The sequence below is a fragment of the Microbacterium croceum genome (assembly GCF_023091245.1).
Classification (GTDB): domain Bacteria; phylum Actinomycetota; class Actinomycetes; order Actinomycetales; family Microbacteriaceae; genus Microbacterium; species Microbacterium croceum.
On sequence record NZ_JAHWXN010000001.1, the window covers coordinates 1,360,551 to 1,371,838 of the forward strand.

The 11,288-nt window shown below is 70.1% G+C and carries 11 protein-coding genes; 5 read left to right on the plus strand and 6 right to left on the minus strand.

What is annotated here, in order from left to right; all coding sequences use genetic code 11:
• Positions 1-41: 41 nt before the first annotated feature.
• From KZC51_RS06445 to KZC51_RS06465, 5 genes are all read right to left on the minus strand, one after another.
• Positions 42-1,211: an RtcB family protein gene (locus KZC51_RS06445; protein ID WP_247629181.1), complete on the minus strand. Its 1,170-nt coding sequence runs from the start codon at positions 1,209-1,211 to the stop codon at positions 42-44.
• A gap of 268 nt (positions 1,212-1,479) precedes the next feature.
• Positions 1,480-1,884, minus strand: coding sequence for a VOC family protein (locus KZC51_RS06450; protein WP_247629182.1), 405 nt, complete (start codon positions 1,882-1,884; stop codon positions 1,480-1,482).
• A gap of 67 nt (positions 1,885-1,951) precedes the next feature.
• Complete coding sequence (locus KZC51_RS06455; protein WP_247629183.1) at positions 1,952-2,158, minus strand: hypothetical protein; 207 nt, start codon at positions 2,156-2,158, stop codon at positions 1,952-1,954.
• A gap of 23 nt (positions 2,159-2,181) precedes the next feature.
• On the minus strand, positions 2,182-3,141 hold the full coding sequence (locus tag KZC51_RS06460; RefSeq protein ID WP_247629184.1) for a DNA-3-methyladenine glycosylase family protein: 960 nt from the start codon (positions 3,139-3,141) through the stop codon (positions 2,182-2,184).
• A gap of 285 nt (positions 3,142-3,426) precedes the next feature.
• Positions 3,427-4,122, minus strand: coding sequence for a winged helix-turn-helix domain-containing protein (locus KZC51_RS06465; RefSeq protein ID WP_247629185.1), 696 nt, complete (start codon positions 4,120-4,122; stop codon positions 3,427-3,429).
• 326 nt (positions 4,123-4,448) lie between these two features.
• Between KZC51_RS06465 and KZC51_RS06470 the strand changes: the two genes are divergently transcribed.
• From KZC51_RS06470 to KZC51_RS06485, 4 genes are all read left to right on the plus strand, one after another.
• Entirely contained in the window at positions 4,449-4,757 is a 309-nt protein-coding gene (locus KZC51_RS06470) for a GNAT family N-acetyltransferase (protein WP_247629186.1), read from the plus strand.
• 54 nt (positions 4,758-4,811) lie between these two features.
• A complete protein-coding gene (locus KZC51_RS06475; protein ID WP_247629187.1) occupies positions 4,812-5,279 on the plus strand; it encodes a DIP1984 family protein in 468 nt (155 codons plus the stop codon).
• Positions 5,280-5,534: 255 nt separating this feature from the next.
• A complete protein-coding gene (locus tag KZC51_RS06480; RefSeq protein ID WP_247629188.1) occupies positions 5,535-6,704 on the plus strand; it encodes an exonuclease SbcCD subunit D in 1,170 nt (389 codons plus the stop codon).
• Positions 6,704-9,694, plus strand: a complete 2,991-nt coding sequence (locus KZC51_RS06485; protein WP_247629189.1) for an AAA family ATPase — start codon at positions 6,704-6,706, stop codon at positions 9,692-9,694. The genes KZC51_RS06480 and KZC51_RS06485 overlap by 1 nt, the downstream gene beginning before the upstream one ends.
• Before the next feature lie 95 nt (positions 9,695-9,789).
• Here KZC51_RS06485 and KZC51_RS06490 read toward each other — a convergent pair whose 3' ends face one another.
• Positions 9,790-10,347: a phosphorylase family protein gene (locus KZC51_RS06490; RefSeq protein ID WP_247629190.1), complete on the minus strand. Its 558-nt coding sequence runs from the start codon at positions 10,345-10,347 to the stop codon at positions 9,790-9,792.
• Positions 10,348-10,456: 109 nt separating this feature from the next.
• Here KZC51_RS06490 and nadE point away from each other — a divergent pair, with 109 nt between their 5' ends.
• Positions 10,457-11,275 (plus strand): NAD(+) synthase, encoded by an 819-nt coding sequence (gene nadE, locus KZC51_RS06495; RefSeq protein WP_247629191.1) that lies wholly within the window; start codon positions 10,457-10,459, stop codon positions 11,273-11,275.
• The last annotated feature ends 13 nt before the right edge of the window (positions 11,276-11,288 follow it).

Below are 11,288 nucleotides of genomic sequence, written 5' to 3' on the forward strand. Positions count from 1 at the left end.
TGTCAGTGTGTTCGATTCAGCTGCTCACGGTCGCAACGCGATCAGGCGGCATGGCGGGCGGCGATCAGGTGCAGCGCTGCGGAGTGGTCCCAGCTGCCGTCAGGCTCCCGCGGGTACTTCGGGTCGCGGCCGCGAATGGTGGCGCTCTCGAACAGCGGGACCGCGGTCGAATCGGGGCGTGCGGGCCGTCGGCGACCGTGCGAGTCTGATTTGTGGATCCAGGTGACCTGGTTGAGCCACTGATCCCACCGCTCCCGTTCGTACCGGTAGCGGACCGCCCGGGTCTCCAGGTACCCGTCGACGTCGAGGTGGAGGGCGAGGGCGCGCATGACGGTGGTGAGGTCCTGCACAACGGTTCCAGCGTCGTCGATCGTCAGCGGGACCTCGCGCGGGAGCTCGAGCAAATGCCGGTACACGTTCCCGGCGTGCCGGCCCAAGCTGTGCGGCGCCGCGAACACGTCCGCCGAGCCGAGGAACTCCGACACCTGACGGATGACCCGGTCCATCATCTCCTCCCGGTTCAGCAGGGCGAAGTGCTGGGCCCACCGCAGCTCCCGGATGTACCGGGTGAACTCCGGGGTGCCCTCGACCAGGTACGCCAGGTCGGGGTCGGGGAGGTCGATCCACCACTGCTTCGCCAGCCGCTGCGCGACGGCGATGTGGTGGCCGGCGATCTTGTTGCCGACGCCGCGGGATCCCGAGTGCAGGAACAGCCACACCCGGTCGAGCTCGTCGGCCGACACCTCGATGAAGTGGTTGCCGGAGCCGAGCGTTCCCAGCTGCAGCCGCCAGTTCCCCGCGTAGGTCTCGGGGTCGAACTCGTGCTTCGCAGCCAGGTCCTCGAGCTCGGCGATGCGCGGCTCGGCGGTGGCCACGATCTTGCGGTTGTACCGTCCGGCCGACAGCGGGATGGCGCGCTCGATCTGCTCCCGGAGTTCCGCGAGGTCGCGCCCGTCGAGGTGGCTCCTCGTGAACTGCGTGCGGACGGCGATCATGCCGCAGCCGATGTCGACGCCGACGGCCGCGGGGATGATCGCGCCGAGCGTCGGGATGACCGAGCCGACCGTCGCCCCCTTGCCGAGGTGCGCATCCGGCATCAGCGCCAGGTGCGGGTGGATGAACGGCATGCGGGCCGTGGTGTGCGCCTGATCGAGTGTCTTCTCGTCGATCAGCGACGCCCACGACAGCAGCCGTTCGGAGAGCCTCTCCATGATTCCTTTCCTTGGGTGGTGTTCAGCCACAGGTCGGGATGCTCATGAGAAAGGCCCCGGACCTGACGGTACGGGGCTGTGTGAAAGCGGATGCTGTCACACGGCGCGTGCCGGAGGGTACGACTCGAAACGGTCATTGCGCTTCTGCTGAAGCGGCAATGCCGTTGCGTGGGGAAGATTCCGCAGGGCGGTCATCCGTCGTCTCCTCGGCTGGGGGCTGCGCCGATCGGCACAGCCCTCCGAGACTAGGGGGGGGCACGCCCGGGCGTCAAGCCGGGTCGCGCGGCGGGTTGTGCATGAACTCGATGCGGATGCCGTCGTCATCCTCGACGAACGATGCGTAGTACCGGTCGCTGTAGCGGGGGTACTCCTTCGGGTCGCGCACGGCGGTCCACCCGGCCTCCAGGGCGATGGCATGCAGGCGATCGACCTCCTCGCGGGAGTCCACCGCCCACGCCAGATGCTGCCAGCCGACTCGGCCGTGCCGGTGTGGGGCGGAGTCCTCGTCCCATGCGTAGAGGATCATCTCGGTCTCATCGCCGTTGTGCCACGAGATCGAGTGGTCGTCCTCACCGCCGCTCTGATAGCCCAGCGCCGTGAGGATCGGGTGGAACTGCGCGCGTCCGCGCTCGAGGTCTGCGACGGTGATGCCCAGGTGATCGAGAAGAGCCATGTGCCCAGTCTCATCGTCGATGCGCGACGGGAGCAGGATTGCTCCCGCGCGTGCGGTGGATCGGGACTCAGAGTTCGATGCCGTGGTCCTCGTCGTTCACGCCGGCGTTGTGGCCTCGGCGGGACTCATAGCCGAGGAACCAGCCCAGCCAGATGATCGCGGCCAGGAGCACGCCGAGCCAGACGTTCTGGAAGATCAGCCCCACGACGACGCCGATGATGAAGAGGCCGATCGTGACGAGCAGGCGGAGACCGAGGCGCCGGGGTGCGTTCATGCCCTCAGCCTAGGGGCTGGGGGTCAGCGGTCGCGGTGGTCCTCGGGTGCCAACCGGGGCCCGCGGCGCTGCTCGTGCACGCCGCTGGCGACGATGAACCGGATCACGCGTTGCCGGTGCCCGCTCCACGGGGCGAGCAGCTCGATCATCCCGTCGTCATCCGTGCGCTTCCCCGCGAGCGCATGGCCGACCTCGTGCGCGAGGTGGTAGTCGCCCACGCTCACGGCATCAGGGTCGCCGAGGGCGCGGATGCGGGTCTCCGCCGAAGTCCAGACGCCGACACCGGGAAGGCTCGTGAGCACGCGGTCGCGAGCCGCTCCCGTCGGGGCTGCGTGCACCGCGCGTTCGATGCTGTCGCCACGCATGGCGGCACGCACGATCGTCTTCGACTGCGGGGGCTCGACGCCTGCGCGGTGCCAGGCCCACGAAGGGATGCCGCGCCACACGGACGAGGGCGGAGCGGCGTGCATCGGGCGCGGCGTCGGCCCTGGGGCGCGCTCGCCGAAGCGCGACACGAGGGCGCGCCAGGCGCCGAAGGCCTGCATGCCGGTGACCTTCTGCTCGATGATCGCGCAGGCGAGGGCATCGAAGACCTCGTCTGTGCGGGTGAGGCGCAGTCCGGGGTGTCGGCGAGCGGACTCGGCGATCAGGGGGTGCAACGAGGCGTCGAAGCCCTCGGCATCGTCGTCCGCTCCGCACAGGCGGGGTACGCGGCTCAGGGCGACTTCGGCGCCCGGCCCCCACGCCGAGGCGCGGATCTCACCGCTCGCGGAGCGCAGGGCGAGAGTCGCCACGCCGGCCGGCGTGCGGAGCGCGCGCCAGATGACGGGGCCGTCGATGACGGTGGTGGGGTCGGTGCGGCCGCGTCGGAGCATGCCGACGGTGGCGAGCAGGTCGACGGGGTGCGCCGGTCGGTACACGGTCTCCCTGGGCGGCTCCGCTATGGCGGTATCGGCCGCTCCGGCGTCCGCTGTCAGGGTCATGCGCCCACACTACGTGGCGGGCCCGACACTCGGGCGCACCCACAACTCAGGAAGAAGTGGCGCCACCGGCGGGTTGCCGCGTCGGAATCCGCGTGTTCTCGCTCAGGCGTCCTGAGTTGTGGCGGACGCACTCGGCTGCGGCTCGCTGTTCGGCAGGGTTCGGGGGCGGCCACAACTCAGGCAGTTCGGCCACGTGCACCGGTCAGAACTGCGATTTCGGGCTCCGGAGTATCGACAGTCCTGAGTTGTGGACGTCGAACCTCGGTGCCCGGGTGTGGACTCGGGTCAGAAGCGGTCGGGCGAAGGCGTGCCGTGACCGTAGCGGATCACGACGTCGGCGTGCCGGTCGAAGCGGTAGCCGATGCCGCGCACGGTGCGGACGATGTCCTCGTAGCGACCGAGCTTGGCGCGCAGGCGACGCACGTGCACGTCGATCGTGCGTTCGCCGGGAGTCTCGTCATCCTGCGCCTGCCACAGGGCGGAGACGAGCTCGCTGCGTTCGATCGTGCGTCCTTCGCGGAGCACGAGGTACTGCAGCAGCTCGAACTCCTTGTAGGTGAAGGCAGCGGATTCGCCGTCGATCAGCACCCGCTTGCGGGAGATGTCGACGACGACGCCACCCTCTTCGTCGGTGGCATCCTCTTCGGCGGCTGCCTTGGTACGGGCGATCGCGCCGGGCTCGTGCAGGGCGAGGCGCACGACGTCGAGGTCGCGACCGCCGGAGCCGTGCGGGGCGAGGGCGACGGTGGCGTGCGTCTCGGCGCCGGGGGCGAGCTCGGCGAGCGTGCGGCGCAGTGCGTCGACGAGCAGCGGGAGGCTCACTCCGGCTTCGGCTGCCTTGATCTCGTCGAGACCGACGTAGAGGGCGAAGCCGCGGGGGGAGCGGACGGCGGGGAGGTCGGCGGCGAGCGGCGCGGGGGAATCCTGTGCGGTGGGGACGGCGGTGGCGGCGGGACGCTCAAGGAGTGCGATGTTCGACATGATGATGAAGTCCTCAGGACGTGAGCCGATATGGCTCTGATGCGTTGCATGAATGACCGGGCGAGCCGGAAAGCGAGCAAAGGGTGGATGCTCGGCGACTCAGGCTTCGCAGATCGCGAAGAGTCGAGTCGGGCGGGGTGGCTGTTCGTTCAGCGACACATTCGGCAACACATGCCAACGCGACCGGGCATCATCATCCCGGCAGTCCTGTTCGCCTCCTGGGCGGACAAAGGGCGTGCGTTGGTGGTCATGGGGGGATTATGTCGGATCGTGTCGCTCCGTGTCAAAACGACGACACCCTCGTGCGGCGGGCGTAACGTGGCAGGGTGACCACCTCGACGCTCGCCTCCGGCTTCCTGCTCACCGACGAGAAGGACGCATCGCGCTACACGCTGCACCGGGACGGCAACCTGGTGAGTGTCCTCGACTACCGCGACGACGGACGCACCATCGCCCTCACCAGGGCCTTCACCGTCCCGACTTTCCGCGGCCACGGCTACGCGGGGGTCGTCGTGGAGGGAGCGGTGGCCGACATCATCGCGCGGGGTGACCGGAAGATCGACGCGGTGTGCTGGTACGTCGCCGACTGGTTCGCCGCGCACCCGGAGCATGCGGGGCTGCTGCGCGTGCGCTGACCCTGGGGGTGTGTGACGCTGTGTTACGCGAGATCCGGCTGACAGGATGAGGACATGAAACTCGCCGAAGCCCTCACCGCGCGCGCCGATCTGCAGCGCCGCATCGAACAGCTCCGCGCACGGATCACCGCCAACGCCCGGTACCAGGAGGGCGAGGAGCCGGCCGAAGACGCAGCCGCGCTGATCGTCGAAGCGGATGCCGCGCTGGAGCAGCTACGACAGCTCATCCGCCGCATCAACGCCACGAACGCGCGTCTCGATCTCGGCGCAGACGGCACCATGACCGACGCGCTCGCCGCGCGCGACGTGCTCCGCCTGCAGCACTCCCTGCTGGTGGATGCGGCGGCGGCGGCATCGGGTGCGAACGACCAGTTCCTGAGGCAGATGCGCTCGGAGCTGCGCCAGGTCTCGGCGCTCCCCGTCGGCGCGCTGCGCGCACGCGCTGACCGCGTCGCACAGGAGCTGCGCGAGCTCGACAACCGGATCCAGCAGGCGAACTGGAGCAACGACCTGGAGGAGTAACAGCGGAAGTCGGTAGTCACGACGAGGCGGACACAACCCCTGCCGGAGGGGCAATCCGGCTCATGTGGGGCGGAGGGCAGCCCGGAACGCATCGCGCAGCCCCGCACGCTGCACATGTGATCGCGCACTGCGCACCATGCATCACCGCGTGTCGATCATCGTGACGAGGGTGGGTCAGGGGACCTTCCGCTGTTCTCCTCGTCGCCCACGGCACGCCTCGGCCCGAATGTCGGCGGGGGTTCGTACCGTGTGAGTATGCGCATCCTGCACACCTCCGATTGGCACATCGGCCGCACCTTCCATGGCACGTCGACCATGGACGCGCTGGCCGAGGTCCTCGGAGCGCTCACGACGCAGGTGCGCGAGAACTCCGTCGACGTGGTCGTCATCGCGGGCGACGTGTTCGACTCCGCCACGCCCGCCGCCGCCGCCTACACGCTGCTGGGCGATGCCCTGGTGGCGCTGCACGACACCGGCGCCCGTGTCATCGTCACGAGCGGCAACCACGATTCGGCAGCCCGGCTGGGCTTCCAGGCGCGACTGCTGCGCGACGGCATCCACGTGCTCACCGATCCGCTCGGCATCGGAACCCCCGTGACGATCGACGACGCCGATGGACCGGTGCACTTCTTCGGCATCCCGTACCTCGAGCCCGCGATCGTGCGTCAGTACTGGCCCGATGGTGATGCCGAGGGGCGTCCGCTGCGCACCCAGGCGCAGACCATGGCGCACGCGATGCAGCTCGTGCGCGACGGCATCAGCACCCACGCGGGCCGCTCCGTGGCGATCGCCCACTGCTTCGCAGCAGGTGTCGACGCGACAGCGGGGCTGGAGCGCGAGGTGCGTCAGGGTGGGCTCGACGTCGTCCCCCTCGGTGTGTTCGACGGCCCCGACTACGTGGCGCTGGGGCACATCCACGGACGTCAGCAGCTCAGTGAGCGCGTGCGCTACGCCGGTGCGCCGCTGCACTACAGCTTCGGAGAACAGCACAAGCCGCGCGGATCCTGGCTCGTCGATCTCGACTCCGCCGGCCTGGCGGAGGTCTCGTGGCTCGAACTGCCCGTGCCGCGTCGGCTCGTGACGCTCACCGGCACGCTCGCCGAGATCCTCTCCGAGGCGAACGTCGCCGCTCATGCGAAGGACTGGGTGTGCGCGGTGTACACCGACGTGCTGCCGCAGACCGAGCCGATGCGACGCCTGCGTGAGAGCTTCCCGTATTGCGCGATGGTGCAGCATCAGCCGAATGTCGCCGCGGTGAAGGACGAACGATCCTATGTGCAGCGGTTGCGTTCCGCTGTGACCGATGTCGACCGGATCGAGGCATTCCTCGCGCATGTGCGGGAGGGGCAGGGGGCGAGTGACGCAGAAAGTGCGCTCATCCGTGACGTGCTCGACGAGCGCGTGCGCGCGGACGCGCTCGTCTGATGCGACTCCATCGCCTCGAGGTGGAGGGGTTCGGCCCGTTCCGCGCCCGTCAGAGCGTCGACTTCGACGCCTTCGCCGACGACGGGATCTTCCTGATCGCGGGCCGCACGGGAGCGGGAAAGTCGAGCATCCTCGACGCGGTCTGCTTCGGGTTGTACGGTGGCGTCCCGCGCTACGACGGCGGCGAGAAGCGGCTGCGCAGCGACCACTGCGAACCTGATGATCCGTCCGAGGTGGTGGTCGAGTTCAGCACGCCGGCCGGCCGGTTCCGTGTCACCCGTTCGCCCGAGTACCTGCGCCCGGCGAAGCGCGGGGGCGGCCTCACGAAACAGGCGGCGGCCGTGGCGCTCGACGAGTGGACGGATGCTGGATGGATCGGTCGAGCCGCACGTGCGGTCGACGTCGGCAACGAGCTCGGCGAGATCCTGCAGCTGAGCAAGGAGCAGTTCCTGCAGGTGATCCTGCTGGCGCAGAACCGGTTCTCGGAGTTCCTGCTCGCGAACAGCAAGGATCGCCAGGCGCTGCTGCGTCGACTGTTCGGCACGCAGCGCTTCGAAGACGTGCAGGCGCGGTTCGACGAGCGGCGTCGCGCCGCGGAGCAGGCTCTGGGTGCCCGGGTGGCGACCGTCACCGCGCGCCTGGAGGAAGCGGAGCGTCTGGTCGACGAAGCAGAGCTGTGGGGCGAGCCGTCCGAGGAGTCTGCCGCCGCGGATGCCGCGCCTCGCGGCGGCGCCTCGACCGAGGATCGCCTCGCCGACCTGAGACGCGCGCAGGCGCGGGCGGAGTACCGGTCCGAGCGGCGAGCATCGGAGCGTGAAGACGCGGAGCGGCGATCCGCGGAGGCAGACACAGCACTCGCCGCGGCCCGTGAGGAGCAGCGGGACCAGGCGGAGCGCGACCGCGCGCGGGCGGCGCTCGCGCGGCTCGACGCCGAGGAACCGTTCATCGCGCAGGCGCGCGCCGAGCTCGCCGACGCGCGTGCCGCGGAGAGCATCCGCGGGGTGCTGACCGCGGCGGAGCGCGCGGAGACCGCACTCGCGGGTGCGGGAGAGCTCGCGCAGCGTGCGCAGGCCGCCTGGGACGCCTTCGACATCGAGGCCGATGATCTCGAAGAATGGGCGGCCGAGCGTACCAGGGCGACCGGCGCCTGGGAGCGCGCCCTCGAACTCGAGCGGCACGCCGAGAAGCTCTCCGATGACCTGCAGGCCGCGGAGACGGCCGTCGCGGTGATCGGGGCTCGTCTCGATGAGCGGGAGGCCGAGCGGGCGGCACTCCCGGCGCAGACGACCGAGCTGATCGCACAACGCGACGACGCCCGACGACGTGCGGACCGCGCAGCAGACCTCCATGTGGCTCTCGATCAGGCGCAGGCGCGAGCCGCCGCCGTGCTCGAGGTCGGGCGCCTCGACGCCGAGCAGATCGCGGCGGAGCAGGCTCTCGCGTCCGCCAGTGCAGCGCACGCGACCGCGCAGACGACCCTCGCGCAGCTGCGGAAGAGACGGCTGGACGGCTTCGCGGGTGAGCTCGCGTCGGTTCTCGCCGATGGCGACCCGTGCCCGGTGTGCGGCTCGCACGAGCATCCGGCCCCCGCCGCGCATGCGGATCCGGTGACGGCCGACGACGTGGCCGCGGCCGAACGGGCGCGGGACGACGCCGCAGCGCGCGAACGAGCCGCGTCGCAGAAGGCTTCGGAGCTTCGTGCCGAGCTCGCTGTCGCCACGGCCCGCGCCGACGGTCGCAGCCGGTCGCAGGCGGAGGCCGAGGTGGCGACGGTCACCGCCGAGCATGCGGACAGTGTCGCCGCTGCCGAGGAGTCGCGCGCGCTCGATGCGCGGCTCAGAGAGCTGGCGGAACGCGCTGAAGGCCTCGAGCAGGACCGGGCGGCAGATCTGGCTGCGCTCGCGACGGCGCGTGAACAGCAGGCGGTGCTGACGCAGCGCCGTGCCGATGCGCAGGCGCTCATCGCAGAGGCCCGCGGCGACGCGCCGACCGTCGCAGAGCGCCTCGCCGAGGCCGCAGCGCAGGTCGCCGCGGCCAGGGCGCTGGCCGGCGCCCTGGCCGAGCGTCGGCGCCGTGAGGCCGCGGTCGAGGAGACCCGGGCGGAGCAGGAGGCCGCGCTCGCCTCCTCGCCTTTCGCCGATGCGGCCGCGGTGCACCAGGCGCTGCGTTCTGCCGCCGCGCTCGAGGCCCTGGACGTGCGGATCACCGCGCACGCAGTGCAGCGCGAGAAGGAGCGCGCGATCCTGTTCGAGCTCGAACTGCGCACGCTTCCGGAGGAGCCGATCGACCTCTCGCCGGCCGAGGCCGCGTCCACCACGGCACGTGCCGTGTGGAGCCGTGCCGTCGACGAGGCAGCACGGGCCTCCGGCATCGTGGAGCGCCTCGGCGGTCTCGTCGATTCCGCCGCCGCCGAGCATGCCATGACCGCCGCGCAGACGGCCGAGTTCGACGTGCTGCGCGGCCTCGCCGACACGATCGCCGGGCGCGGAGCGAACACGCACAAGATGACGCTCGAGACCTTCGTGCTGGCCGCCGAGCTCGAGGAGATCGTAGAGGCCGCCAACCGGCGCCTCGGCGACATGTCGACCGGCCGCTACCAGCTGCAGCACTCCGACGCGCTCGCGGCCCGGGGGGCGGCCTCCGGCCTCGGGATCGTGGTGTTCGATGCTTTCACCGGACAGACCCGCCCCGCGCAGTCCCTGTCAGGCGGCGAAACCTTCCTCAGCTCTCTCGCTCTCGCTCTCGGACTCGCCGAGGTCGTCACGGCGCGCGCCGGCGGCATCCGCCTCGACACGCTCTTCATCGACGAGGGTTTCGGATCGCTCGACGGCGACACTCTCGACATCGCGATGCGCACTCTCGACGAGCTCAGACAGGGCGGGCGCACCGTCGGCGTGATCAGTCACGTCGAGGCGATGCAGGAGCAGATCCCGGCCCAGCTCACGGTGCGGGCGACCCCGGAGGGCCCCAGCGTCGTCGAATCCCGCTGACGTCCGTCTGCTGGTGAGCGTGCGGCCCATGCCGCTCGCGGTTACTTGTTGGCACGCAGCCTGCGCCGGGCGCCGTGACGGATCGTCGAGCCGGGTCAGACCCCGTACTCGCGCCGGATGACCTCGCGCAACTGCACGCTGCAGCGGGCGATCGCTGCACGGAAGTCGACGAGCGCGCCCTCTTCCGCGCGGTCGGAGATGGCACGGAAGGCACGGATCGGCACGCCGAACTGGTTCGCGACCCAGATGTATGCGTAGGTCTCCATGTCGACCAGCCCTGCGCCGGACGGCCGGATCACGGCGGTGATGCCGGCGTCTCCGACGAAGCTGTCGCCGGTCGCGATCAGCACGCCCTCGCGGCCTGTCGACACGCGCGCGGGGAGCGATACATGCTGCCCTGGGATGCCGTCGAGGTCGAACACATCGTGCTGCAGCGCACTGCCGATCTCGTGCGCCGTGGCGTCCAAGTCCGGGTCGATGCCGCCCGCGGTGCCGACCACGACGACCTCGGTGTACGGCTTCGCATCGAGAGCTCGCGTGAGGGCATAGGTGGCCTGGAGCTTCCCCTCGCCGGTGACGAGCTGATCGAACCCTTCGAGTTCCTCGGGGAATGCTTCGAGTTCGGAGGCCATGGCGGCGACGAGGAGTTTCACTCGTCCATCCTCGCAGGTCCGCCCGTCGGCATCCTGGCCGGACGGTGTCGATGTCATCCTGACGTAACACGGAGGAGCGATACTGATTCCAGGAAGAGTGGAGGATCCCGTGTCCCTGCAGAAGCAGATCTCTGAAGCACTCGGCGTCTCGGCCGAGATCGATCCCGAGGCCGAGGTGCAGCGGCGTGTGCAGTTCCTGGTCGACTATCTGCGTGTGACCGGGGCGAAGGGCTTCGTGCTCGGGATCTCCGGCGGACAGGACTCCACGCTCGCCGGGCGTCTCGCGCAGCTCGCGGTCGAGCGCGTGCGCGCCGAGGGTGGCGAGGCGAGGTTCCTCGCCGTGCGGCTTCCCTACCGGGTGCAGCACGATGCAGCGGATGCCGATGCGGCGCTCGAGTTCATCGGAGCGGACGCTTCGGTCGAGGTGAACATCCAGAACGGCGTCGACGGGGTCGAGGAGGACATCGAGTTCGCCGTGACGTCGGACATCAGCGACTTCAACCGCGGCAACATCAAGGCGCGCGTGCGCATGGTGACGCAGTATGCGCTCGCCGGACACGACGGTCTCCTGGTGATCGGCACCGATCATGCGGCCGAGGCCGTGACGGGTTTCTACACGAAGTTCGGTGACGGCGCCGCGGACATCCTTCCGCTCTCCGGCCTCAGCAAACGTCAGGGTCGTGCGCTGCTGCGGGTGCTCGACGCACCGGATCGCCTGACGTTCAAGGTGCCCACCGCTGACCTGCTCGACGGGCAACCCGGCCGCGCCGACGAGGACGAGCTCGGCCTGACGTACGAGCAGATCGATGACTTCCTCGAGGGGCGCGAGGTGGCTCCGGAGGTCGCCGGTCGCATCGAGGCGAAGTACCTCGCCACGCAGCATAAGCGCCACCTCCCGGTGACCCCCGACGACACCTGGTGGCGCTGAGCGCGCTGCTCCG

Bases quoted from the DNA above. Each gene is read 5' to 3' on its own strand.
- KZC51_RS06455 (WP_247629183.1), bottom strand. From the start codon at position 2,158: ATGAACGCACCCCGGCGCCTCGGTCTCCGCCTGCTCGTCACGATCGGC.
- KZC51_RS06445 (WP_247629181.1), bottom strand. From the start codon at position 1,211: ATGGAGAGGCTCTCCGAACGGCTGCTGTCGTGGGCGTCGCTGATCGAC.
- KZC51_RS06475 (WP_247629187.1), top strand. From the start codon at position 4,812: ATGAAACTCGCCGAAGCCCTCACCGCGCGCGCCGATCTGCAGCGCCGC.
- KZC51_RS06460 (WP_247629184.1), bottom strand. From the start codon at position 3,141: ATGACCCTGACAGCGGACGCCGGAGCGGCCGATACCGCCATAGCGGAG.
- KZC51_RS06485 (WP_247629189.1), top strand. From the start codon at position 6,704: ATGCGACTCCATCGCCTCGAGGTGGAGGGGTTCGGCCCGTTCCGCGCC.
- KZC51_RS06480 (WP_247629188.1), top strand. From the start codon at position 5,535: ATGCGCATCCTGCACACCTCCGATTGGCACATCGGCCGCACCTTCCAT.
- KZC51_RS06465 (WP_247629185.1), bottom strand. From the start codon at position 4,122: ATGTCGAACATCGCACTCCTTGAGCGTCCCGCCGCCACCGCCGTCCCC.
- KZC51_RS06450 (WP_247629182.1), bottom strand. From the start codon at position 1,884: ATGGCTCTTCTCGATCACCTGGGCATCACCGTCGCAGACCTCGAGCGC.